Origin of the sequence: Pseudoalteromonas sp. M58 (assembly GCF_042604605.1) — a bacterium.
GTDB lineage: Bacteria > Pseudomonadota > Gammaproteobacteria > Enterobacterales > Alteromonadaceae > Pseudoalteromonas > Pseudoalteromonas tetraodonis.
The window spans coordinates 1-25,037 of sequence record NZ_CP152391.1; the positions used below are offsets into that span (position 1 = coordinate 1).

At 40.1% G+C, this 25,037-nt stretch carries 18 protein-coding genes and 3 pseudogenes; 12 read left to right on the forward strand and 9 right to left on the reverse strand.

The features are described from left to right. The 4 genes from AAGD16_RS15400 to AAGD16_RS15415 all read left to right on the forward strand — a co-directional run. A partial coding sequence (locus tag AAGD16_RS15400; RefSeq protein WP_377114870.1) for an iron transporter occupies nucleotides 1–707 on the forward strand: 707 nt, incomplete at its 5' end. After that, on the forward strand, nucleotides 704–1,417 hold the full coding sequence (locus tag AAGD16_RS15405; RefSeq protein WP_028834668.1) for a hypothetical protein: 714 nt from the start codon (nucleotides 704–706) through the stop codon (nucleotides 1,415–1,417). The genes AAGD16_RS15400 and AAGD16_RS15405, both read left to right, overlap by 4 nt. A 260-nt stretch (nucleotides 1,418–1,677) precedes the next feature. Next, complete coding sequence (locus AAGD16_RS15410; RefSeq protein WP_008467029.1) at nucleotides 1,678–1,887, forward strand: cold-shock protein; 210 nt, start codon at nucleotides 1,678–1,680, stop codon at nucleotides 1,885–1,887. 365 nt (nucleotides 1,888–2,252) lie between these two features. Continuing rightward, on the forward strand, nucleotides 2,253–3,011 hold the full coding sequence (locus AAGD16_RS15415) for a substrate-binding periplasmic protein (RefSeq protein ID WP_377114875.1): 759 nt from the start codon (nucleotides 2,253–2,255) through the stop codon (nucleotides 3,009–3,011). A gap of 572 nt (nucleotides 3,012–3,583) precedes the next feature. Here the strand turns inward: AAGD16_RS15415 and AAGD16_RS15420 are convergent. Both AAGD16_RS15420 and udk read right to left on the reverse strand, forming a co-directional pair. After that, entirely contained in the window at nucleotides 3,584–4,807 is a 1,224-nt protein-coding gene (locus AAGD16_RS15420; protein WP_013462846.1) for a NupC/NupG family nucleoside CNT transporter, read from the reverse strand. Between the two features lie 17 nt (nucleotides 4,808–4,824). Beyond that, the gene (udk, locus tag AAGD16_RS15425; protein WP_013462847.1) at nucleotides 4,825–5,454 is read right to left on the reverse strand and encodes a uridine kinase; all 630 of its coding nucleotides are present in this window, start codon (nucleotides 5,452–5,454) and stop codon (nucleotides 4,825–4,827) included. Between the two features lie 192 nt (nucleotides 5,455–5,646). On the opposite strand from udk, the gene AAGD16_RS15430 reads away from it, so the two are divergent. From AAGD16_RS15430 to AAGD16_RS15450, 5 genes and pseudogenes are all read left to right on the forward strand, one after another. Continuing rightward, entirely contained in the window at nucleotides 5,647–6,864 is a 1,218-nt protein-coding gene (locus AAGD16_RS15430; RefSeq protein WP_377114879.1) for a phosphopentomutase, read from the forward strand. A 65-nt stretch (nucleotides 6,865–6,929) separates the two neighbouring features. Beyond that, nucleotides 6,930–7,631, forward strand: coding sequence for a purine-nucleoside phosphorylase (gene deoD, locus AAGD16_RS15435; protein ID WP_008110728.1), 702 nt, complete (start codon nucleotides 6,930–6,932; stop codon nucleotides 7,629–7,631). A gap of 1,192 nt (nucleotides 7,632–8,823) precedes the next feature. Further along, nucleotides 8,824–9,569 (forward strand): annotated as a pseudogene (locus AAGD16_RS15440) (ferredoxin--NADP reductase). A gap of 90 nt (nucleotides 9,570–9,659) precedes the next feature. Further along, nucleotides 9,660–10,362: pseudogene (locus AAGD16_RS15445) on the forward strand (nuclear transport factor 2 family protein). 9 nt (nucleotides 10,363–10,371) lie between these two features. After that, a complete protein-coding gene (locus AAGD16_RS15450; RefSeq protein ID WP_008467890.1) occupies nucleotides 10,372–10,692 on the forward strand; it encodes a hypothetical protein in 321 nt (106 codons plus the stop codon). Between the two features lie 199 nt (nucleotides 10,693–10,891). On the opposite strand, the gene AAGD16_RS15455 is transcribed toward AAGD16_RS15450, so the two are convergent. Next, entirely contained in the window at nucleotides 10,892–11,824 is a 933-nt protein-coding gene (locus tag AAGD16_RS15455; RefSeq protein WP_377114882.1) for a tetratricopeptide repeat protein, read from the reverse strand. A gap of 872 nt (nucleotides 11,825–12,696) precedes the next feature. Between AAGD16_RS15455 and katG the strand changes: the two are divergent. Beyond that, nucleotides 12,697–14,881, forward strand: a pseudogene (gene katG, locus AAGD16_RS15460) (catalase/peroxidase HPI). Between the two features lie 746 nt (nucleotides 14,882–15,627). Here the strand turns inward: katG and AAGD16_RS15465 are convergent. The 4 genes from AAGD16_RS15465 to AAGD16_RS15480 form a co-directional block, all read right to left on the reverse strand. Continuing rightward, nucleotides 15,628–17,229 (reverse strand): ABC-F family ATPase, encoded by a 1,602-nt coding sequence (locus AAGD16_RS15465; RefSeq protein WP_377114885.1) that lies wholly within the window; start codon nucleotides 17,227–17,229, stop codon nucleotides 15,628–15,630. Nucleotides 17,230–17,371: 142 nt separating this feature from the next. Beyond that, on the reverse strand, nucleotides 17,372–18,103 hold the full coding sequence (locus tag AAGD16_RS15470; RefSeq protein WP_377114888.1) for a substrate-binding periplasmic protein: 732 nt from the start codon (nucleotides 18,101–18,103) through the stop codon (nucleotides 17,372–17,374). Nucleotides 18,104–18,245: 142 nt separating this feature from the next. After that, nucleotides 18,246–19,757 (reverse strand): ABC transporter substrate-binding protein, encoded by a 1,512-nt coding sequence (locus AAGD16_RS15475; RefSeq protein WP_377114891.1) that lies wholly within the window; start codon nucleotides 19,755–19,757, stop codon nucleotides 18,246–18,248. A 35-nt stretch (nucleotides 19,758–19,792) separates the two neighbouring features. Further along, on the reverse strand, nucleotides 19,793–20,575 hold the full coding sequence (locus AAGD16_RS15480) for a substrate-binding periplasmic protein (RefSeq protein ID WP_377114894.1): 783 nt from the start codon (nucleotides 20,573–20,575) through the stop codon (nucleotides 19,793–19,795). Nucleotides 20,576–21,027: 452 nt separating this feature from the next. On the opposite strand from AAGD16_RS15480, the gene AAGD16_RS15485 reads away from it, so the two are divergent. Further along, nucleotides 21,028–21,627, forward strand: a complete 600-nt coding sequence (locus AAGD16_RS15485; RefSeq protein ID WP_377114897.1) for a class I SAM-dependent methyltransferase — start codon at nucleotides 21,028–21,030, stop codon at nucleotides 21,625–21,627. Further along, nucleotides 21,624–23,213, forward strand: a complete 1,590-nt coding sequence (locus tag AAGD16_RS15490) for a S24 family peptidase (protein ID WP_377114900.1) — start codon at nucleotides 21,624–21,626, stop codon at nucleotides 23,211–23,213. Before AAGD16_RS15485 ends, AAGD16_RS15490 begins: the two co-directional genes overlap by 4 nt. 416 nt (nucleotides 23,214–23,629) lie before the next feature. On the opposite strand, the gene AAGD16_RS15495 is transcribed toward AAGD16_RS15490, so the two are convergent. Continuing rightward, a complete protein-coding gene (locus tag AAGD16_RS15495; RefSeq protein WP_377114903.1) occupies nucleotides 23,630–24,448 on the reverse strand; it encodes a hypothetical protein in 819 nt (272 codons plus the stop codon). A gap of 74 nt (nucleotides 24,449–24,522) precedes the next feature. Then, nucleotides 24,523–25,032: a hypothetical protein gene (locus AAGD16_RS15500; RefSeq protein ID WP_377114906.1), complete on the reverse strand. Its 510-nt coding sequence runs from the start codon at nucleotides 25,030–25,032 to the stop codon at nucleotides 24,523–24,525. Nucleotides 25,033–25,037 lie beyond the last annotated feature (5 nt).

A 25,037-nucleotide genomic window follows, 5' to 3' on the forward strand; every position in this document is an offset into this window, starting at 1 on the left:
AGTTATTGCCGGTGGCCATTTTACTTATTTTACTCCAAGTGATTGCCAAGCAAAGTTTAGTGAAGGTACTGGGGATGCTTGTTTTAGGTGTGGGGCTATCATTTTTATTTGTAAAAAGTGCTCCGCTAATTAGTCCCTTGTTCGACTACCAGGGTTTAGAATATACCCAAATTGCTTTATGTGTTTTAGTGTTTATCAGTGCGCTGTACTACGCCATTAAACAAGCAACGCCTGCATTTATGATTGCGATTATCAGTGTAATGACTCTTTATTTAAGTCATTACATTATTTACCTGATTGGCTTTTGGCAAAACAACGAAGCAGCACAAAGCTTATTTATTGGCACTTTTTTAGGCTTAGGGATATGCAGTAGCTTTAGTGTGTTGTTGTATTTTTTATTGAGTGCAATCAAACAGCGCTTTGGGCTTATCCCTTTATTGGTATTGTTAGCATTAAACAGTGCGGCAAAACTGGTTGTGGCACTTGATTTGGCGAGCCAAATTGATTTGATAGCAACAACGGCAACCGTATGGGATTTACGTGCTATTTTAACTGAAAACTCAGAGTTTGGACGGGTTTTGCGCGCACTTATCGGTTATGAGGCTACGCCTAATTTAACCAGTGTTTTAAGTTATGTGCTGAGCAGCGTGTTATTTTTATCAGTTTGTTATTTTATTCCTAAATCAATAACTAAGGAACAATCATGAAAGCAATAAACCTATTTGCAGCCACTGTATTAATTGGTTTTTGTTTATTAATACCTAAGCTGGCTTATGCTGATGGCATAGTGGTTGATAAAGTTTATCATCCTTATGTGTTGCCGTTTGAGCGCGAGCTAGAGTGGCGGCTTGTGTCACATCAAACCGACAGTGGTAATATTTTAGCGCAGCGCGTTGGCTTAGGCGGCGCAATTAACGACACCATGGCATTGGAAGGCTATTTAGTGGGCGAGCGCGATGATAATGGTGACTTTGGCTTGCAAGCGTATGAGTTAGAACTTCGTTGGCAGTTAATAGAGCAGGGCAGGCTATGGGCTGATTGGGGCGCGTTATTTGAATTTGAAAAACAGCATGACGCCGACGCATACGAAGCAACCACCGGTTTTGTGATTGAAAAAGAGTTTGGTCGTGCAAGTCTCACTATGAATGCATTTTTAGTGTACGAGTGGGGCCAAGATATACAAAATGAGTGGGAAAGCGAATTTAGAGCGCAATATCGCTACCGCTATTTGTCTGCTTTTCAGCCCGCGGTTGAGGTTTACCTTGGCGAAGACTTTGTCGGTATTGGCCCCGGATTTATAGGGTTACATCGCTTTGATGGGCAAAAACAATTAAAGTGGGAAGCCGGTTTTATTACTGAAATCAGCCAGTCAGAGAAAAATCATAGCTTTAGAATGGCACTAGAATTTGAATTTTAAGCTCTTTAAACAAGTACTTAATTTATAAAGCGGGCTGCTTAAGCTATTTTATAAATTAAATCGCATTAAGGGTTGACTTGAGTCTGTAACTCTATATAGTAGTCCGCAGCTAGAAAGAAAGCATGATAATTTATAAATCTCCATTTCGTTGTTGTATAAGTAATACTTGTAGTACCGTCCTGAAGTTTTTAAGTACCATCTCATTTTTTGCTACACCGCCCATTAGGGCACAATTTAATTTTTATATCAGGAATAATACTATGTCTAACATCGTATCAGGTACAGTTAAGTGGTTCAACGAGTCTAAAGGTTTTGGTTTCATCGAGCAAGAAAATGGTCCAGACGTTTTCGCACATTTCTCAGCAATCAAAAGCGAAGGTTTCAAAACTTTAGCTGAAGGCCAACGTGTAGAGTTCACTCTTTCACAAGGTCAAAAAGGTCCTCAAGCTGATAACATCACAGCTCTATAATTTTACTTTTAAGTAAAATGAAAAAAAGCGCTTAAGGCGCTTTTTTTGTGTCTAAAATTTAAGAATATTTCCCCACCATCTGTAAATTTATACCAATTCGCTTAATTAAGCGGTCTATTTTGAGGCAGGAAAAACGGGTTGATAGCTAGGCAAAAAATTCGCTATTTAGTTGTTCTAAATGAGAATTTTTTAACACAGATAGCGACACGTTTAGCCCCGCAAAATGATTGAGTATTATTGCGGATTGGTATTATTAACGATAGTCATTCTCAAATCACCTGCTATTTTTAACATTATAAAAGTGCTATAAATTAATAGTTTCTACATGCTTTCTAGGTTAAGGTTATTTACTTAAATTATAGGGGGTGTTTATTTTTAAATTTACATTATTAGCGTTAGGGTTGCTATTTAGCCATAATATCCAGGCTAAAGCGCCTAAATTGGTTATTTATACCGAAAGCTTTGCCCCTTACAATTTTCAAAATGAAGCTGGGCAGCTAGCGGGTATTAATCATGACATAGTGAAAGATGCTTGTGCTCGTGCCGCACTAGAGTGCGAATTTATTATGTTACCTTGGAAGCGTGCTTACCAGTTAGTGCAAAATAATCCACACTCAGCCATCATTTCTCTAGCAAAAACGCAAGAACGTATTCCTCTTTTTGAATGGGTGGGACCTTTGGTATCGAGCCAAACCTACTTTTTTAAATTAAAAACTAGCGACCATATTGTGATGAATGATATATCACAAGCTAAAAACTACTCGTTGGGGATAGTGCGAGGCGACATTTATGAAATACTGGTGCGTCGACTTGGGTTTGTTACCGATAAAAACTTATTACTGTTTAGTGAAGCAGACTCATTTATGCGACTGTTTTTTAAAAAACGCATCGATTTAATTATTGGCTCTGACTTTACTATTGATCATCAAACTGAGCCATTTGGGTACTCTAGGGATGACTTGGTGAAGCTCAAGCAAATTCATGTGGATGAGCTTAAAGGCAACTATATTGGCTTTAACAAAGCCACTTCACCTGTGGTAGTAAAACGCTTTAATCAAGCACTTGAGCAGCTTAAGGCTGAGTCTGGCTATGAAGCTTACATTAAACGTTATGTAAAAAATTAAGCCTATAGACAATAATAAACACGCCTAAGCACAGAAAAATTCAAAAAGTTCCCACTCAATAATGCCTATATTACCTCTTCACAGCCATTCATTCTTGTTAACTTCGCTACCTTTTATACTCACAAGTGCCTTGTAAAGGGCTAATAAGTAAATGCTTCTGCAGTTACACAGTTGTTCATATTTTTTAGTAATACCAATTCGCTTAATTAAGTGGTCTATTTTGAGGCTGGAAAAACGAGTTGATAGCTAGGCAAAAAATTCGCTATTTAGTTGTTCTAAATGAGAATTTTTTAACACAGGTAGCGACACGTTTAGCCCCGCAAAATGATTAAGTATTATTGCGGATTGGTATAAGTGCAATGATGGCTTTTGATGGCGTAAGGAGTGCGTGAATGAAAGCTTTGCTAGGAATTTTTAGGTATGAATTGCTGAGGATTTAGAAAGTAGAGGCTATAAAAACGATAAAAGGGCCTTGCGGCCCTTGGTGAAGTATCGTTCAAGTCAGATAGTGCTTTAACCCCTTAAAGCGCTATCCTATTGTTTTGCAACAGTTGGATCGTCTCATTAAGTTTCTAAGCTAGCGAGAGGAAAAACCCAGCAATTGCTGCGCTCATAAGGTTAGCCATAGATCCTGCTAACACTGCTCTGAGCCCTAAGCGTGCGATATCCTTTCGCCGACTAGGCGCCATACCGCCTAATCCACCTAGTAAAATGGCTATCGATGATAAGTTAGCAAAGCCACACAAGGCAAAGGTAACAATTGCTTGTGTATGCGCACTTAACGTATCGCGATAATTTATAAAGTCTAAGTAAGCAACAAACTCATTTACTACTAACTTTTGACCAATAAAGCTGCCGGCTAAAATTGCCTCATTCCACGGTACACCTAATAACCATGCAACAGGGGCAAATAAGTAGCCTAAAATTTCTTGTAGCGTTAATGTAGGGTAATCAAACAACCCACCAATACCGCCTAATAAACCGTTTAATAACGCAATCAGTGCAACAAATGCTAAAAGCATAGCACCTACGTTTAATGCTAAGTGCATACCGTTTGCTGCGCCTGATGCTGCTGCGTCAATAACATTAACCGGTTTATCGTCGCCTAAATCTATATCGGCTAAATCATCTTTAGGTGTTTCTGTCTCTGGCACTATCATTTTTGCCATTAAGAAACCACCTGGTGCTGCCATAAAACTGGCTGCAATTAAATATTTAAGGTCTACACCAATAATTACGTAACCGGCCATTACAGAGCCTGCTACGGTGGCCAAACCACCTACCATTACGGCAAATAACTCAGATTTGGTCATTGTCGCAATAAACGGTTTAACAATGAGTGGCGCTTCAGTTTGGCCAACAAAAATATTTGCGGTGGCTGAAAGCGACTCGGTGCGAGAGGTTTTCAATAATTTTTGTAAACCACCGCCTAAAATTTTAATTATCCAATCCATGATGCCTAAGTGGTATAACACAGCAACAAGTGCTGAGAAAAACACAATAACTGGCAATACTTGAATGGCAAAAATAAACCCAAGTGTATCTTGCGATGCTAATGGGCCAAATAAAAAGCCAATTCCATCGTTGGCATACCCAATAACCGATGAAACGGCGCGAGACATACTCGCTAATACATTTTTGCCTGCTTCAAAAAACAGTACAAAACCGCCGATAATGACTTGCATTAAAAATGCGATACCCACGGTTCTTAGTTTTATTGCTTTGCGATCAGTTGAGGCCGCAAAAGCGATGCCTAGTAGCACTAGCATGCCTACTAAGCTCATAAATGTTGTCATACAAACGTTTCCCGTTGTTATTCTTGTAAAATGTACTTTATTTTACTTTTTATAATATCAATCGCAACGCGATTCATACCGCCTCGAGTCACAACTAAGTCAGCGTTATGCTTTGAAGGCTCAATAAATTGATAAAACATCGGTCTAACAGTTGCTTGATATTGCTCAACAACAGATTGTAATGTTCTGCCTCTTTGTTCCATGTCGCGTTGCATTCGGCGCATTAAACAAATATCCAATGGCGTATCTATAAACACCTTGATATCAAATTCTTTATTAAGCGCTTTATCACTCAGTAATAAAATACCTTCTACAATGAGTATTTTAGCCGAAGCCACACGTCGCGTTTTATCGCTACGTGTATGCTGGGCATAATCATAAGTTGGTACTTCAACAGAGTGGCCATTACGAAGTTGCGTTAAATGCTCAAGCAATAGCTCGTGTTCAAATGCATCAGGATGGTCGTAATTCGTTTGCGTACGATGTGCCATCGGCAAATGCGATTGATCCTTGTAATAAGCATCTTCTTCAATAATGGCGATAGCGCCTGGTTCAAGCTCATTTACCAATTCATTGTAAATAGTTTGGCTAAATAGAGATTTGCCGGACGCCGATGCGCCTGCAATAGCTATAATAGTTCGTGTCACTAAAGTTCTCACCCACACAGAAGGATATATTGTTGGTAGATCACAATAGCAAAAAAGACACGATTAATCTCTTTTGCTTCGCTTAAGAGTGCAAATTTATAATGTTTAGGTTTTATGAAACAGGACTTATGTCCTGTACGGAAAATTCGAAGAGCAGATAAAGTAACCACCTAGAACAGATGTGAGGTCACAATGGCAAGAGCAATTATCTTAATGGCGGATAGTTTAGGAATTGGCGCAGCACCCGATGCAGATAAATTTGGTGATGTTGGTGCTAATACATTCGCACATTTACTCAAGGCATATTATGACGAGACTGGCAGTAAGCTTTCGCTTCCTAACCTTTCAAAATTAGGGTTAGTGGATGCATGTGAAGCCGCTGGTAAAGAACCCTGTTTAGTTGCTGAGCGACATGAACCACAAGGTGCATGGGGTTACGCAAAAGAGCTTTCAAGCGGTAAAGACACGCCATCGGGTCATTGGGAAATGGCAGGCGTGCCAGTGTTATTTGATTGGGGTTACTTCCCTAAAACACAGCCGAGTTTCCCACAAGAATTTGTAGACGAGTTTATTGCTCGCACAGGTATTCCGGGCATTTTAGGCAATTGCCATGCCTCAGGTACCACGATTTTAGAGCAGCTAGGTGAAGAGCACGTAAAAACAGGTAAACCAATCTGTTACACCTCAGCTGACAGTGTGTTTCAAATAGCCGCGCATGAAGAATCATTCGGCCTAGAGAAGCTTTATCAAGTTTGCGAAATCGCACGGGCGCTGCTTGATGAAATGAATATAGGGCGAGTGATTGCGCGGCCATTTTTGGGTTCTAATAATCAAGACTTTGCCAGAACAGGTAATCGTCGTGATTATTCAGTATTACCGCCATCGCCAACATTGCTTGATGTACTTGCAAAAGACGGTGGCGAAGTTATCAGTATTGGTAAAATTTCAGATATTTATGCGCATCAAGGCATTACCCAAAAGCATAAAGCGCCAGGGTTAATGAACTTGCTAGAAAAAACCAGCGAAGTGGTGGCGACTGCGCCGGATCACAGTTTGATTTTTACCAATTTAGTTGATTTTGATGAAAAGTTTGGTCACCGCCGAAATCCTGTTGGCTATGCGAAAGCGCTCAAAGAGTTTGATGATTACTTACCCACTATTTTAGCGCAATTAAAGCCGGATGATTTATTAATGATCACCGCCGATCATGGCTGTGACCCGACCTTTCCAGGGTCAGAGCACACTCGTGAGTATGTTCCAGTTATTGCTTATCAGCCAGGAATGAACAACACGCCACTGGGTGAACGCAATAGCTTTGCCGATATTGGCCAAACGCTTGCACAATGGTTTAATCTTAAAGCGTTAGAATATGGTGATGGCTTTATTGATAAGCTGAACACAGTTAAGTAACTTAAAAATACGCTCGTTATTTTTAAAGTAATAGGGCTTTTAGCCAAACAAAAGGAAAACAATCGATGAGTACTCCGCATATCAGTGCAAACGTAGGTGATTTTGCCGAAACAGTATTAATGCCAGGCGATCCGCTACGCGCACAATATATTGCTGAAAACTTTTTAGATGATGCAGTGCAAGTAACCGGCGTACGTAACATGTACGGCTTTACTGGAACTTACAAAGGTAAGCCAGTGAGCATTATGGGTTCTGGCATGGGCATTCCTTCAATGTCAATTTATGCTCGTGAGCTTATTGTCAGTTTTGGCGTTAAAAATATTATTCGTATAGGTACCTGTGGTGGTATTGGTAGCGATATTAAAATTCGCGACGTAATTTTTGCACAAGGTGCAAGCACAGATTCAAACGTAAATCGTGCCCGCGTTCGTGGTACTGACTTTGCTGCTATTGCTAACTTTGACCTACTTTTAAACGGCGTAAATGCAGCTAAAGATTTAGGTATTGATGCAAAAGTAGGCAACGTATTTACTACCGATACTTTTTATCAAGCAGACGACACGTTTTATAAAGATCTAGACAAGCTAGGTGTACTCGCTGTTGATATGGAAACAGCTGGCTTATACGGCGTAGCAGCAGAATACGGCGCAAAAGCAATGGCATTATTTACCGTCAGTGATCATGTAATCACCGGCGAAGCAACACCTGCAGATGAGCGTCAAACCACGTTCAACGAAATGGTTAAAATTGCCCTAGAGTCAATTTAAATAACCTGAACTTTGGTTAAGAGATTTACTAACGTATTGAATCAAAATTGATATTTATGTTTATTTTCTCTAGCCAGAGATTTCCAGTGAAAACAAGGCGAATTTACGCGTCAATAGCTCGCCTATTGTAAGTGAATTCAACGTAGTTAGCGCTGTAAATAGCTGCTTGAGATAGATTTATTATCCAGAGTTCAGGTTAAATACAACAGTTCCTTGGTAACGTATTCACTAAGTTTTGGAGACACGCCCAAAGTGAAGTGAGACTAAACCCCCAAAGCCGCATTTTATGCGGCTTTTTTTATGCCTGAAATTTAGGTGTGAGATTCGGGCCTCGGGGGGCGGGCCACGGGTTTCGAGCTACGGGCTTTAGGTTCCTAGGTTCCTAGGTTTCAGGTTCTAGGTTAAAGGTTAAAGGTCAAAGGTTTTAGCAGTAGCTCGCAGCTCGTCACTCGAAGCCCGTTGTCTTCTCTTTGTTCAAACAGTTTTAGTGAATTTTGCACAAAGAGGGCGAAGAGACACTGCGCTTTTAGAGGAAGAAAAACCTAAATATTGATCTGTAGCAGCGATTTTATATCGTGTCAGATATGTATTTACCACCGAGAACACAGAGTTCACAGAGAAATGCTTAAAAAAAATACCAATTCACCTCTGTGTAGCGCGAAGCGCCTCGGACCCTCTGTGGTGAAAAATTGTTTTTAGCAGTAAGTGCCTTTCGTAGCAGCGATTTTATATCGCGTCAGGTCTAGGATATTAAACACAAATGCGCGAGGTAAACTCCCGCCTACTGATATGGTTAACTTCTGAATTTACTGTAGGCGGAGCTTTATGCCGCGCAAGGTCATTATTCACAAAGAGGACAAAGAGACGCTGCGCTAAAAGAGTAGATTAAAGGTCTCAGGTTTTAGCACTAGCTCGTTGCTCGATACTCGAAACCCGTAGCTCGCTGCCTTCTCATTTATTTCCCTGTCAGTATTTATAACTTAATGCTAATGTTTAAGTTATAAAACTTGCTTTTAAAATGAACCACTTTAAAGTTTTAGCTGATAGCTGATAGCTGATAGCTGATAGCTGATAGCTGATAGCTGATAGCTGATAGCTGATAGCTGATAGCTGCTGATAGCTGATAGCTGATAGCTGATAGCTGGTAGCTGGTAGCTGGTAGCTAAAACACGTTTTACACTCTGGAGTAATTATGTCTAATTGGATTGATGCCACAGTAAAGTCAGTTAAATGGTGGAATGAATCGTTATTTAGCTTAACGGTTAACGCCGATGTAGAACCGTTTAAAGCAGGGCAATTTACAAAGCTCTCTGTTATGGACGGTGAAAAACGCATTGCTCGTGCTTACTCGTATGTTAACGCACCAGATGATCCAAATTTAGAATTTTATTTAATTAATGTAGTCGATGGCCAATTGTCATCGCATTTAGCACAACTTACCCCAGGTGACACTGTACTAATAGAGCGCCGTGCTAGCGGTTTTTTTACCCTTGACGAAGTGCCAGCGAGTGAACAACTTTGGATGCTTAGCACCGGCACCGCTATTGGCCCGTTTTTATCTATATTGCAGCAAAGTGAGGTATGGCAAAAATACAAACATATCAACTTAGTGCATGGGGGGTGCGCCTAAATAGCGATTTAAGCTATCAGGAGCTAATTAATAAGTTATTAAAGGCTCATCCAGGGCAGCTTAATTATGTGCCAGTAGTTAGCCGTGAGGAGCCTTTACAAGGTTTAGCTGGGCGAATAACCACAGTGATAAAAAATAACGCGCTATCTGAACATGTGGGGCTGTGTGCTACTCCCAATAATGCGCAGTTTATGTTGTGTGGTAATCCGCAAATGGTTAAAGATACCAGTGAGTTATTAGTGGCTCAAAACTATAAGCGTAATCGTCGAAAAGAGCCGGGGCATATTACGGTTGAGCAGTATTGGTAATGAGCTATAACGCTATAATAACTATCTCATGAGGGTAAAATTTGCTATGTTGCGCGTTAATTGCATTTTGTCTTTGTACTTAGGAAAACCATGAAACCTTCATTCATTATATATGCGTGTTTATTCGCCGCTTTCACATTAAACTGTCATGCCATAGAGCAATCGGCATCATCAAAACAATGCCGAACTGACACAGCCAGAAAAAGTACAGTCGCAACAAGATGCACTTGATACGTTAACTCAAGAGGCTAACATACCTAAACAACCCGATATAAAGAAAGTGACTGCAGATGATTCTAAAGTACTTGGCAGCGAATCAACGAAGCCGGTTGAACAGCCTAAAAGTAAAGTAGATAAAGCACAAGCGGTCGTCGAGGCTGAGCAAGCAGTAACGCAAGCAAAAGAGGCACTTACAGCAAGGCAACAAGCCAAAGCAAAACAGTCTCGTGAGTCACTTGCTGTTATCGAGCAATTAGTTAAAGCTTACAACGCGCGTAACATTGAAGAATTTATTCGTATGTATGATGAAGATGTTGAGTTTTATATTTTCCCGAATGAGCTATTATTTAAAGGTAAAGAAAAATTAATTGCGCGTTATGGCATTATGTTTAAAAAGCTAAAGTGTCTTCACTCATCACCTATTAAGCGTATTGTGCATGGTGACATTGTGATTGACCATGAGCTATCAGAAACCTGCTCTAACGATCCGAACGTGATAGATAAACGTTCAGAGCTTATTTCAAGCTATCAAATTAAAGATGGCAAAGTGGTTAGGGTATTATTTTTTAGGTAATTATTAATTATGCAGCTAAGTGACGAGAAAAAAATTCGTGTAATGTATCGTGTAGAGCCTGGCTGTTTAGGCCCTGAGGGCGCAGACCACATTGAAGACTTTTGTCGCTTTGCGAACAAGCATATTAAGTCGCCTTATTATGCGCAGTTATTATTTTTACCTCGATACGATAAGCAAAAAGATGAGCGGCAATACAGCGTTAAAAACCGCAACTTATCTCAAGTGCAGGCTAAAGCGTATTTAAATCATTTTGAAATCAACATAGAAGACTTTGAAGAGCAGCTCGACGAGCTGCTTACTAAGTCAATAGACTTATACTTTAAACGCTAAGCTCTATTGGCCTTTGTAGATTGATATTTGTTTAATCTAGAGGCAGTTTATTTGCGGCGCGAGCTTCTAACCTAGTGGGCTTGATGACTGCGTCTAAGTTATTTTACTGGCTTACATCCTTGTAATAATAAGTAAAAACTGAGCAAAACTTTCGCGTTCTGCTCACGCTTTTTACCACCCTCCCTGTAGGCAACGAAGTTTAGGCTTCGTTTGAAACTATCGCATTAAAGCTGTCGTTATCATGCAGACTGGCAAAGGCACTTTCATGAAGTAGCTCATTTCGTAAGTTGGGTGAGTATTCAAGCGACATTTTTATATCGGCTAGAGCATCTGCATGCTCATGCGTTAAAGCATACGCACAGGCGCGCTGCCAGTATGCGTAACCATAGTCGCTATCTATATCAATTGCTTGATTACAAAGCTCAATAGCTTGCTCAGTCTCATTTAATTCTAATAAAGCATCCGCTTTGTAGGCAATGGCTTCTACATCTTCTGGTTTACGTTTTAAAATTTCATCGAATATTTCAATTTTATTCGCAATATCACTTTCAAGGTTGGCTCGCATCCATAACGAATGAACTTCATTAGTGATTGATATGCGTTCTTGGTTACTGAGTATTTCTTCAGAGCGTACTCGCAGTTTTTCTTCTAATATTTTCAAGCGATCTTCATACTCATCAGTAATAACACTCACTCGGGTGTTTACTATATCTTCTACTTTGTTCTTTACATCACGTAACGAGTTCCAGCCCACTAATACCAAAATAGACGCGGTGGCGGTAATTATAAAAAATACATTATTAATGGTATCTGTGGTGTAGGTAAGCGCCCGATCGGCGGTGTCTAACTGTGCATGCGTAACTTGTTTGGTCACGTCTTCACGCAGTTTTTGTTGATCTTGGCGAACCGACTTTAATTCGTCGAGAATATAACGTTCAAGTAATGGTTTGTACAAAGGGGCTTCTAGCTGTGCTAATTCACGCTGTTGTTGCTCGTTGAGTGCTGCGGTGTTTTTATCAGCAGCTTGCACCGCAGATGAAAAAAACACCAAAATACAATAAATAGTAAAAAATAAAAACGCATTGATATGCCTAGTTAAAAAATTAGTTAATCGCTTTATTAACTTTAACATGCGCACATCATTGGTACTAGGGTGAGGATAGGGAAGCTGGAATTAACTCAAAAATCTTTTATTACAGGCAAAAAAAAATCCAGCCCAAGTTGGGCTGGAAAAAACTACATCAACATATCAAGGGAACAATAGGAGATAGGTGCTATTGTAAGTTTGCCTACCTGAATTTTTACTTAACTAAATTCAAATAGATAAAAATAAGAAAGAAATAAAGGTGCATAAGTAACTTATACACCTTTTATAATTATAATTTCATGGCGAAGGGGGGTATTCCACTGTGCACTTAAGAAAACCTAAGTCACTTTCAAACCCTTCACCGTACATTACGTGGCTATTTTTAATAACGATCATCTATTTTATAAAAAGTTTTGATATTTATTTACGCTAAGCAGAAACATTGGCAGCATCATCATATTTATAAATGAGAGTAATCGTTTTAAAGCATTACTTTGCTCTAGCGTATCAAAGCAGCTACACGTATATTGAATAAGCAGAGACCATAAACGTCATTAGGGTCTGTTGACCTTTTAAGGTTAAATTTGCAGTAGTCTGTTTGGTATTTAGGCAAGGCAGCGCCTATGTGGTGTGGTTATTCCCCATAAATAGGCGATAACGCAGCATCAATTCCAAACAGGCGCTGCCCGAAGGGTTCTGCCCAGGGGCGATTTACTCTTTGTTGCTCGGTTTTGACTTAGCCCACTAGGTTACAAACCTCGCGCCGCGATTAAACCGCCCCTAGTTTGAACGAATTTTAATCCACAAAGGTCAACATACCCTAATATAATGGCAATAAAATAACAGCGCTCCCAATTGGTGAATACCAAAAGCGGTAAGCATGGGCGTTTTTATTTATACTTAAAAAGGAGCTCAATATGGATAATCATAAAGCGGGTAAATGCCCGGTTATGCACGCAGTAATACCACAACCGAAAACACCAATACAGATTGGTGGCCAAACTCACTTAATTTAGACATTCTTCATCAGCACGATAGCAAAAGCAGCCCCTACGACAGCGACTTTAATTACGCCGACGCTTTTAATTCACTCGACCTAGAAGCACTTAAAACCGATTTAAAAGATTTAATGACTCAAAGCCAACCTTGGTGGCCAGCTGATTGGGGGCACTATGGAGGCCTGATGATCCGTATGGCATGGCACTCTGCGGGCTCGTACCGTTTAGCTGATGGTCGAGGCGGTGGTGGTACCGGTAATCAACGTTTTGCACCACTTAATTCGTGGCCAGATAATGCTAACCTAGATAAAGCGCGCCGTTTATTATGGCCAATTAAAAAGAAATATGGCAACAAGCTTTCATGGGCCGATTTAATTATTTTAGCCGGTAATATGGCGTACGAATCAATGGGATTAAAAACCTTTGGTTTTGCCGGTGGTGGCCGTGAAGATATTTGGCATCCAGAAAAAGACGTTTATTGGGGCGCAGAAAAAGAATGGCTTGCGCCAAGTGATGAGCGATATACCCAGGTTGATAAACCCGATACCATGGAAAACCCATTAGCGGCAGTGCAAATGGGTTTAATTTACGTAAACCCAGAAGGGGTAAATGGTAAACCCGATCCGCTTAAAACCGCAGAACAAGTGCGCGAAACCTTTGCGCGTATGGCAATGAACGACGAAGAAACCGCAGCGCTAACGGTCGGTGGCCATACAGTAGGTAAAACGCATGGTAACGGCAAAGAAGAAAACTTAGGCCCAGAGCCAGAAGCCGCCGATGTGTACGAGCAAGGCCTTGGCTGGAATAACCATAAAACCCGTGGCATTGGCCGCGATACCATGACCTCAGGTATTGAAGGCGCATGGACAACCTACCCAACTAAATGGGACAACGGTTATTGTAAACTGCTGCTTAATTACGAGTGGGAGCTAACCAAAAGCCCTGCAGGGGCTCATCAGTGGGAGCCGGTTAATATTAAAGAAGAAGACAAACCCGTTGATGTGGAAGACCCTTCGATTCGTTTAAACCCAATAATGACCGATGCCGATATGGCAATGAAGCTCGACCCAGCGTACCGTAAAATTATTGAGCGTTTTAATGACGATTTTGAGTACTTTACTGACGTATTTGCCCGCGCATGGTTTAAGTTAACCCACCGTGATTTAGGGCCAAAATCACGTTATTTGGGCGCCGATGTACCCAGTGAAGATTTAATTTGGCAAGATCCTATTCCTGCAGTTGATTACACCCTGAGCGACGCTGAAATAACCGATTTAAAAGCGAAGCTACTTAATTGTGGATTAAGTGAAACCGACTTAATTAATACCGCATGGGATAGCGCACGTACTTATAGAGGTTCCGATCACCGTGGTGGTGCAAATGGCGCCCGTATTCGCCTAGCTCCGCAAAATAGCTGGCAAGGTAACGAACCAGAGCGTTTAGCCAATGTGATTGCAGCCCTTGAAAAACTGAAAGCAAGTTTAGCTAAGCCAGTAAGTTTGGCCGACTTAATTGTACTTGGCGGCACCGCTGCGGTTGAGCAAGCTGCTAAAAAGGCAGGGGTTGATATGACCGTACCGTTTGCCCCAGGGCGTGGCGATGCTAGTGATGACATGACCGACGCAGAGTCATTCGAGCCATTAGAACCAATTCATGACGGTTTTAGAAATTGGCTGAAAAAAGACTATGCTGTATCCGCCGAGGAGCTATTACTAGAGCGCAGCCAATTAATGGGGCTAACAGCACCAGAAATGAGCGTATTACTAGGCGGTATGCGCGTACTAGGCACTAACTATGGCAATAGTGAACATGGTGTATTTACCGACAAGGTAGGCGTACTGAGTAACGACTTTTTTGTTAATTTAACCGACATGAACAACCGCTGGGAGCCTGCAGCTAAAGGCGAGTACAACATAGTTGACCGCGCTAGTGGTAAAAAACTAAGTACACGGCTACGCGGGTTGATTTAGTATTTGGTTCAAACTCAATACTCCGTGCACTGGCAGAGTTTTATGCTCAAGACGATAACAAAACTCGTTTTGTACACGACTTTGTCGCCGCATGGGTAAAAGTGATGAACGCCGACCGGTTTGATATTAAATAAACCTAAGTAAAATTTAAAAAGGAGCAGCAATGCTCCTTTTTTTTTTTATAATTACTTAAAGGTTAAAGGTTAAAGGTTACGAGCTGCGGGCTGCGAGGTGCGGGTAAATGCAATGCTTATAAAATCGCTGCTGCAGGATAGTAGTTGGCTTTTTTATTTCCTCTAAAAGCGCAGCGTCTCTTCGCCCTCTTTGTGAATAAATCACTTAAAAATTATTTGAACAAAGAGAAGAAAATGAGGAGAAAATGAGGAGAAAATGAGCAGCCAACAGGCTTCGAGCTGCGAGGTGCGGGTAAATGCAATGCCTATAAAATCGCTGCTGCAGGATAGTAGTTGGCTTTTTTATTTCCTCTAAAAGTGCAGTGCCTCTTAATCTCTGTGGTGAATAAATAACTTAAAACCTATTTGCACAAAGAGCAAAGAATGAGAGGCAAGTGAGCAAATAAAAATACAGCTTTTCTTTGCCTTTTTTATTAAATAAATTACCAATTGCGTTTGAATTGATACCAAGCAAAATTCTGCAGAACCCAGAACCCAGAACCCAGAACCCAGAACCCAGAACCCAGAACCCAGAACCCAGAACCCAGAACCCAGAACCCAGAACCCAGAACCCAGAACCCAGAACCCAGAACCCAGAACCCAGAACCCAGAACCCAGAACCCAAATTACAGGCACAAAAAAACGGCGCTTAAACAAGCACCGCTTTTAAATGGTTTAGGCTATTTCTTTAACCTTTAACCTAGCTCTTAAGCTACTTTATTTTCTTCGCAGCTCGCAAGGTATTCGTCAAACGTACCTTGAAAGTCAATTACCTGCTTGTCTTTAATATCAACAATACGGGTTGCCAGTGACGATACAAACTCACGGTCGTGGCTTACAAAAATAAGCGTGCCTTTAAAGTCTTTTAGCGCATTGTTAAGTGCTTCAATGGCTTCCATATCCATGTGGTTAGTTGGTTCATCCATTATCAGTACGTTAACGTCTTGCATCATTAACTTACCAAATAACAAACGGTTTTTTTCACCACCTGAACAGTTACGCGCTTTTTTATTTGAATCGTCTGCGGTAAATAATAAACGCCCTAACATACCACGTACCATTAAATCGTTGTGCTTAGCGGTACGCCATTGCGACATCCAATCAAACAAGGTTAAATCGTTATCAAAGTCTTTGGTGCTGTCTTGTGGGCAATAACCAAACGTGGCATTTTCTGACCACTTAACTTCGCCTTCGTTGCTTTTAAGCTCGTTAACTAAACAGCGTAAAAAGGTGGTTTTACCCACGCCGTTTTCGCCGATAACCGCCAGTTTAGCACCGGCTTCGAGTAGTAAATCACCACCAGTAAATAACGTTTCACCGTCAAACCCATGGCCAAGCTTGGTTAGCTCAAGCGCTTGGCGATACATTTTTTTGCCCTCATCAAAGTTGAGTGATGGGCTCATACGACTCGATGATTTAACTTCATCAAGCTTAATTTTATCCATTTTTTTAGCGCGCGAGCTGGCTTGTTTCGCTTTAGAGGCGTTAGCACCAAAACGGTTAACAAAGTCTTGTAACTCGTCTATTTCAGCGCTCTTTTTCGCGTTTTCAGCAAGTAATTGCTCGCGTTGTAAGCCTGAAGCTTCAAGGTACTTTTCGTAGTTACCTGGGTAAATACGCAGCTCACCGTAATCAATATCGGCCATGTGAGTACATACCGAGTTTAAAAAGTGACGGTCATGGGAAATAATGATCATGGTGCATTTACGTTGGTTAAGCTCATTGGCAAGCCACGTAATAGTATGAATGTCCAAGTTATTAGTAGGCTCATCAAGTAGCAAAATATCAGGGTTTGCAAATAACGCCTGTGCTAACAGCACACGTAATTTCCAACCTGGGGCTACGTTTGCCATTAAGCCATAATGAAACTCTATATCGATACCCGCATCAAGCAGAATTTCCTCTGCGCGGCTTTCTGCGGTGTAACCGTCCATTTCAGCAAATACGCTTTCAAGCTCGGCTACTTTCATGCCGTCTTCTTCGCTCATTTCAGGCAAAGAGTAAATACGGTCGCGCTCTTGTTTTACTTTCCAAAGCTCCACATCACCCATAATTACCGCATCAACCACGCTGTATTGTTCAAACGCAAACTGATCTTGGCTTAGGTTACCTAATTTTAGCCCCGGCGTAATAGACACATTACCTGCACTAGGCGTAAGCGCACCGCTTAAAATTTTCATAAATGTCGACTTGCCGCAGCCGTTAGCGCCAATTAAACCGTAACGGTTACCGTTACCAAATTTAGCTGAAATGTTTTCAAACAACGGCTCTGCGCCAAACTGCATCGTAATATTTGCGGTGGAGATCAAAAAAAGTAATCCTAGAAAATTAATGGCAGGGTTAAGCTGCAGCAAGGCGCCGCATAAATAAACAAGCAATAGAGTAAATAATAGGCCGCGAATTATACAGATCCGCGCTTCAAGATGAAAGGTAAAAGAATAATCTACGGGTTCAGTAATGTGGGTAAATGGCTTGTATAGCGGATTTATTTTGCTTAATTAACTCATTTATAGCTTGTAACTCTATTTGGCTAATGGTTTTTTTACTGAGCATTAAATGAATAGAGCTCTTATTGATGGCCGCCATATTAGTAACAGCTTCTATTGCAGGGTATTGGTTTATAAAATATTGCGCTGCTAGTTCGTCTTCAATTGCGTAATCAACTCTATTTTTATTGAGCATTGCAAAACGTTTCTCGGCGGTAGGCATCATAATAACGTTAGCGGGGTAGTTTTGTTTAAACAGCTCAAACGCAACGCCATAATAACTGCCACGGTTAACCGCCAAGGTTAAATCTTTATAAAAAATATCGCTAATGTTATTTAAATCAGGCGATTCGGTGTATTTATACAGGCGAACTACTTCATCACGATAGGCATCGCTAAAATAGGCAAAATCAGCTCTTGCTGATGTTTTACTGGCGGCAAAAATAACATCAATACGGCCTTCTTTTAATTCTTCAAAAGCGCGCGATGAGGTAGGCAGCAACATAAATTTTAAACAAAAAGATGAGCCGTTAAAAATCGTGTTTAACACGTCAATTTCAACGCCCGTCAGGTTACCGTTAACGGCAATTACATAGGGTGGCCAATTGTTTTCATTTGTGCCTACTTTAAGTGTTTTAAAGCAAGCAAATACGTTACAGCTGCTAAGCAGTAATACAACAAAAGCGACTTTAAGCATTTTATTACTCGAGGCTACAGCGTTATCATCACTAAAGTATAAACCAGACTACAAATTTAGCCCGTTTTACATCAATTAAAGCAACAATGCTGGCTTCCTATGTTTTATCTAATAATGGCAAATACGTTAAATAATACTATCACTAAGGGGTTGGTACTAATCCTAACGACGCCCTATAAGCTTTTAGCTGTATGTCGCGGCCAATTTCATCGGTTAATTTATTCCAGCCGGCCTCAATGTTTTCAACCGTTTGGTCTACGGTTTGGGTGTGCCTTAGGTATTTAGCCACTTCAGTGTCGAGTATGTCTCTAAAGTAGCGGTTGTTTTCAAAAATTCTCAAATCAAGAATAATATTGGCGTTATTAACGGTTTTAGAAATAGAGCCCAAGTAAAAATGCAGCGTACTTTTACTCATCCCTTGTTTAAGCCAGTTTTTGTGGTTAACCAATTGAGAGGTACGATACGGGTTCATACCGGTGGCACCTATGGTTACATCTTCATTCGATTGCAAAGGCTGAGTAACATACGACAAGTAGTTATAAGCGAGGTTTTTTTTGTGTTTTGAGCTGGCATTATTAATTGAGCCTACCCAACCACCAAAAGCTGCATAAGGAGCATAATTAATATCGCTAATGGCAAACGGGCATAAGTTAGCATTGCAACGTTCAAGCTGGCCTGTTTTACGGTTTAATACCTCAGTAGCTCCGGGCAATATACTCACCCCAGTTTTGTTTTTCACTTTAGACTCAGGTAACACGGCCATAGTACCAATGTCGCCCCATTCAATGGCTAAGGCGCAGCGACCGCTTATAAACGCATACCTTACATCGTTGGTATCAAAGTTAAGCTCATCAGCAGAGCCAAATTCAGTGGTTTTTTTATAAATTTTTAAGGCTTTTTTAAAGGCATCGTTATTCACTAATGGCGCCATAGTTCTTGTATTAAAAAATATGCCTTGAGAAGTGCCTTTGCTTTGCAAAAAACTGCCCGCAATCGAAAGCAAAGACCAATACGATTGCTCATTGGCTTTTTTAGAAATACACGAGCCAAAATCGCCCTCGCCATCCCCGTTCATATCAACGCCATTTAATTGCTTAGCAATAGCAAGGTAATCATCCCAGGTTCTAGGTGGAGCCAAACCATATTTTTCTAAAATATCGAGGCGGTAATAAAGTAAATGTATATCACCATCGAGCGGAATCGAGTAAATTTGGCCGTTATATTTAGAGCTAAAGTCTCTAAAAAAACGCGATACATCATTCCATTCAATTAAAGAGTCGGAGGCTATGTAATTATCTAAACGCGCTAAGTAATTATTTTCTGCAAAATCCACCATCCAGAGTGAGGCATAGGCAATAATATCGTATTGGCTCGTTGGCGAGCTTAAATCTTTGTTTATTTCGTTATATAACTGGCCAAAAGGCACTTTGGTGACATTAACTTTAATACCAGTTTGTTGTTCAAACTCTAAGCCTCGTTGAATTAAAGGTTTACTAATGAGGGTGCCTAAATCAACTGTAAGCACATTGAGCTGGGTAGTGGCTTGTTGTGGTGTGCTTGGTTGGCTTTCTATTTTAGAGTGGGGCCGGGTAATTTGTGCAACGCATTGAAAAGCAAACATTAAGCTTATAACTAAAGCAAATACAACTCTCATAAAAAACTCAACCACAGCAATATGTAATTACTACTCTAGTCTATATTTTGCGGAAAGGGAAAAGGCAGGTAATTGTAAGCAATAAACAACGCCTCTAACTCACCACTGGCAAGTAATTTTGCAAATCCGGCGTCAAAAATTTGTGCTAACTCGCGGCCTTTGGCGTTATCGGTAAAGGCAATGTATTGTTTTACAGGCACAATGTTTTCGATTTGATACTGCTGCGGGTCAAAATTCATTTTTGATAACTCAGTGGCGTTAGCAATCAGGGTTTGCTGCAGCGCTTTACGGTTATCTAAAAAGAAATCAAGCCTATCGAGCTTTAGCATTTTAATGCCTTCAATTCGCTGGGTAACCTGCTGCAAATCAATCGGCACATACAAATAATTATTGTAGTTAGCGCCCCTTAACGTACCCACCGATCTGTTTTGTAACGAATACTCGCCTTGCCAATCTTTAAACCGATCTTTTTTAAACATCGCCGACACAAAAGTAATATCGTAATGCCACACCGGAAAGTACAAGCCTTCCACTTCATTTTGCCTTGCGCTCAACATAGCATCAGCATTGCCATTGGCCGTCCATCGATAAGCACGAGACTGAGGTACAATCATAATATTAAGTTCAATCGATTGCGCAGCAAAAATTTTAGTAAGCATATCAACATAAAGGCCAGAGCCGTCTTTTTCTACCAGCCCGTCAATGGTATCGGTAGCCAGTACAATTTTTTTAATATCGCTCGACGCCCAACCACTGCTAGGCACGCCTAAACAAAGCGCTAAAAGTACAGCTAAAAACCACCTAAACCTAACATTCATTGTAAGTAACACCTCGGTACTTAAACACAGCAACACCAACAGTAAATTCATACTAGAAAAAGTTGAATAACGATCTTATGGGTAAACATAGCACACTATAATGACCAATAAGTGAACGGTGTAAAATAGCATCATTTTAACTCTAAAGTGGTTAATTAATAACCCTGTTTTTAAGGGGATTAAAGCAAGTGTTCGTAAAGTTTTACAAGCGATAATGATTCAAACAGCTGCGCGTGTTTTTTATACAACCTAAATCTTTTCAAAGGTGTAGAGCTATTAGGTAAAAGTGTAAATAACATGGATTTATAAGGTTAAACTGTATTTTTTTGTAATAAAAACATACTACTTAGGGCGTATATATTGCCGTAGCTCTATATTTTTAAATGTTGATACTGTAGATTAGTTATAAATGAATGCCAGATTAATAAATAAACCAAGGAGCGGTGAATTTAGTGCCTACTAAAACACTCAGTTACTACAACCAAAACGCACAAAGCTTTAGCGACTCAACGCTTAATGTTGATATGTCGGCGCTTTACGCTGAGTTTTTACCGCTTATCCCTAAACACGGCCATATTCTAGATGCTGGCTGCGGTAGTGCCCGCGATGCCATGTATTTTAAACAGCAAGATTTTACTGTTAGCGCATTTGACGCAAGTCCCGAGCTTGCAAAGTTAGCCAGTAATTACTTACAGCAAGCCGTTGAGGTTAAAACCTTTCAGCAACTTAATTGTACTAATAAGTACGATGGCATTTGGTGTTGCGCCAGCTTATTGCACGTTCCAAAAGTAGAGTTACCGCAGGTGTTTTTAAAACTGCAAAATGCCCTAAAACCAAACGGTGTTTTGTATGTATCGTTTAAATACGGCACGCAAGAACGCGTGCATAATGGCCGCGAATTTACCGATTTAAATGAAGATGGCCTAACCGCGCTAATTACCCATCACACCGAGCTTAAAATACTAAAACAATGGCAAACGGTTGATCAACGCCCAGAGCGCGAAAGTGAAGTGTGGCTCAATGCCCTAATTAAAGCAGTGCCCGTTTTATGATTGGCGCAATGCAGCAGCAACTCGACTTTATCGCCTATATTCAGCGCATGCTGGTTGAGGGCGAATTCACCGCAACTTATAAATATGCACTATTACATGCTATTGCTGATATCTGCGTAGAACAGCAAAATGAAGATCAGAGTGCTCCAATGGAAATAAAAATCGACACGTTAGTCGATAAATTTATTCAACTTTATTGGAACCACTCAATGCCTTACGCTGCGCACTCTACCGATATTATTACTAATACTGAAGACATGCTGTTAAAGCAAAATAGCCAAGGACAGGCAAAGTTCATCACCGAAATATTTAAGCTACAAAATTCGGGTGTTAAAAGCTATAACGCGTTTAAAAATTGTCAGCAATATAGCAACGTAATTCGATCTTTAAGAGAAACATTCACTAAGGGCCCTCTTTGGCGGTTACAGTTACTTTCGGGTAAAGCAGAGTGTTTTTTATACCCCCATATACTTTTAGGTAAAGGCAGAGAGCCCAAGCGAATTGTTTTAAATGCTGGTATAGCTCAGTGTTTTAGGCGTTTTTACGATTTAGTTGTGCATCTTAGTGTTACTGAATGGATAGAAAAAGTACAAACTATAAAAGCGAACCAAACACTATTAGGATCGCAAAGCCAGCTTCAAGAGTTCTTGTTTGGCAGTAATAGAGCTGCGTTAAAAGTGGTCACTCCACTATTAATAGATATTCAAAACGGGCTTTGCTTTTACTGCCAAAAGCCAATGAATTTAAAAAACGAAAAAGAACCCAAAAAAACACCACAGATCGACCACTTTATTCCTTTTAAGCGCTACCCAAACGACTTGGCACATAACTTTGTTGCTGCGCATGCTGATTGTAATAATAATAAGCGAGACCACCTCGCAGCTTTTGTTCACCGCGACCGCTGGCTAGAACAAAACCTTGATATTCACAAAGCCGAAATAACTAATAAACTGCAACCTTACTTTTATTGCGATGCAGATAAATCGCTTGCAGTAAGCAACTGGGCGTATCAGGTTGCCGAATCAAGCAGTGCTAAATTATGGCTTGGCAAAAACAGTTTCGAACAAGCAAAACCAACTGCTGAGTTGTTTACGTTCCCAAATGCATCCCAACCGGAGTTAAATCAAGTTGCTAAGCCTGAGGTTAGTTTAAAATCAATTGATAACGCATTAAAGCTGCCGTATTTCCCCAATATAAAAATAGCCTGTGGGCATTTTAAAACAGGGGATGAAAGCGATATGGAATTGATGGACGCGCCACTTGGCGCGGGCAAGCTCGACCCGCAAGTGCATTTTTTAGCGCACGCATCGGGTAATTCTATGAATGGCGGTAAACACCCAATACTTGATGGTGATTTACTGCTACTTGAGCTTATAACTTCCGATAAAGCAGGATCGCTACGCGGCCAAATAGTGGCAATAGAACGAGATGATATAGGCGGGGAAGGGCAGTATTTACTGCGTAAGGTTAATAAATTACCTAACGGGCAATATGAGCTAATTGCTCAAAACCCAGATTACGAAGTAATGATTGCAGATGAAAGCATGCGAACATTCGCACGGTTTAAACAAGTGGTTGCAGAGTAGTTTATAGTCGCGTTTTAGCTTGTAGGCGCAGAGCTTGCTCACGCGAAAAGCGCAGCTTTTAAATTTGTAGGATGTGCCGTAGGCGGGAGTTTACCTCGCGCTTTTAAAGCGTAGGAATTGGCTTGAGCCGTGATTTTTACATGGTTTTGGGAAAAGGGATTTAATAACCTCTATTCGAGGTTTTATCGCGTTGGCGATGGCAACCAAAGGGCGGCTGCCGCCGACCGCCCTTTGGAATCCCACGGCGCACCCGAGGATCACACTTTATCTTCAACTTACGTGAATGATGTGAACTTAACCAGCGTAGATAGGCCATCCATAGCCAAGCTACGCTTTTTACAGCATCCATGCTGTAAATTACTCATCATTAACTCAGTTTCAGCTGTGATCACGGGGATTGTTCTAAGAGATAATATTTATTCAATTTCAGGTTTTTTAAAGTTGATGTTTTTTGTTGTTTCTAAATAATAATTTGTAGGCAATGTAAAGACTACAGGCCCTTTTTTTGTATATACACCTACAAAATTACCTTTTTTTAATATTAGGCGGCCAATCACTTGGTCCGGTGAATTATAACTTTTAAGATGCTTTGTTTTAAAGGTTACACATTCACTCCAATAATCATTTCTATCACCACAAAGATTACCTTTATAAAACTCAATTCTTGACTCAGCGACACTTTTTCCGTGTTCAAAGCCAATCATAGGAAAATAAACCCAAATAAATAAGAAAACAGGAAGGAAAAGTAAAAAAACTAAAAAGAAATAAGAGGCAAAAAATGCAATTAACGATTGCTCTTTTAGAATCAACCATCTGATTGGAATATATACTGAGTAGAATATTAATTTATGTTTAACTTTGAACCTATATATTTTTTTGAATAGCTTAATATTGTTTTTCTTTGGAGCCTTTAGCTGGCTATTAACTTTTTTCTTTGAAGATTCCATCCAGATTCGTGATAGTAGGTACACACTTATTACTGTAATTAATAGTATTGGAAGTTTAAATTGGGTTATTGCAACTATGGAACTAGCGCCTAGTTCTCTACTTGCATAATAAGTCCAAAACAGTACATCAGTACTAGGTAAAGGGAAAAAGCTATATTCAAATCCAAGTCTATCAATATAGCCCTCATAATAAGCTAAACCATGTATATATAGTGCATTGCTTAATAAGCCAGAACCTATAACAACAAGTAAAAACTTCTTTAAAACTCTTAGCAAAGAATCTTCCATTTATGATCTCCATATGAAACATTGTAAGTTTCATGTGTTTACACGTTAATTTTTTGTTGGGTTGGGTTTGTAATTTAATGATTTATTTTAGTTTCTAAATTGTCTAATGTTTTTAATAGCTGTTCTGTAAATATCTCGAGAACCAAGTTTAGAGTCCATTTTCTATTACGTTCTTTCCCTTTTAACTGTAGAGTTACTTTGCAATCTACAGGAACTAATTCTTTTGGATAAATGAGTTTCTCAACTGTATCTGCATGAATTATTTTATCGCATACTTGCTTGAGGGTTGCGGGTGATTCTATTAAAGGAGATGCATCGTCATAATAGATTGTTGCCCCCTCTTTAATCTTAAAGTGGGGGCTGCTTATATTTGATTGATAAATATTAACTCTTATTGCGATGGCCAAGTTCAATAAATTACTCGAAATTAAGAGCTGCAATGAGTTTTCTAGGTTTTCAGATAAAACTATTTCTGACTCACCTTTAGAAAATGAGTTTGTTGTGAGATCTAAACCATGGCATATGAGAGCTAGGCGTCTAATCTCGTTAAAATCTACTTTATAATTTGATATTAAAGGTTTCATCGAAT

Excerpts from the sequence above, each read along its gene's own strand:
- AAGD16_RS15410 (WP_008467029.1), top strand. The coding sequence starts at position 1,678 with ATGTCTAACATCGTATCAGGTACAGTTAAGTGGTTCAACGAGTCTAAA.
- AAGD16_RS15490 (WP_377114900.1), top strand. The coding sequence starts at position 21,624 with ATGATTGGCGCAATGCAGCAGCAACTCGACTTTATCGCCTATATTCAG.
- AAGD16_RS15420 (WP_013462846.1), bottom strand. The coding sequence starts at position 4,807 with ATGACAACATTTATGAGCTTAGTAGGCATGCTAGTGCTACTAGGCATC.
- AAGD16_RS15455 (WP_377114882.1), bottom strand. The coding sequence starts at position 11,824 with ATGTTAAAGTTAATAAAGCGATTAACTAATTTTTTAACTAGGCATATC.
- AAGD16_RS15475 (WP_377114891.1), bottom strand. The coding sequence starts at position 19,757 with ATGAGAGTTGTATTTGCTTTAGTTATAAGCTTAATGTTTGCTTTTCAA.
- AAGD16_RS15470 (WP_377114888.1), bottom strand. The coding sequence starts at position 18,103 with ATGCTTAAAGTCGCTTTTGTTGTATTACTGCTTAGCAGCTGTAACGTA.
- deoD (WP_008110728.1), top strand. The coding sequence starts at position 6,930 with ATGAGTACTCCGCATATCAGTGCAAACGTAGGTGATTTTGCCGAAACA.
- AAGD16_RS15405 (WP_028834668.1), top strand. The coding sequence starts at position 704 with ATGAAAGCAATAAACCTATTTGCAGCCACTGTATTAATTGGTTTTTGT.
- AAGD16_RS15450 (WP_008467890.1), top strand. The coding sequence starts at position 10,372 with ATGCAGCTAAGTGACGAGAAAAAAATTCGTGTAATGTATCGTGTAGAG.
- AAGD16_RS15500 (WP_377114906.1), bottom strand. The coding sequence starts at position 25,032 with ATGAAACCTTTAATATCAAATTATAAAGTAGATTTTAACGAGATTAGA.
- AAGD16_RS15480 (WP_377114894.1), bottom strand. The coding sequence starts at position 20,575 with ATGAATGTTAGGTTTAGGTGGTTTTTAGCTGTACTTTTAGCGCTTTGT.
- AAGD16_RS15495 (WP_377114903.1), bottom strand. The coding sequence starts at position 24,448 with ATGGAAGATTCTTTGCTAAGAGTTTTAAAGAAGTTTTTACTTGTTGTT.
- AAGD16_RS15430 (WP_377114879.1), top strand. The coding sequence starts at position 5,647 with ATGGCAAGAGCAATTATCTTAATGGCGGATAGTTTAGGAATTGGCGCA.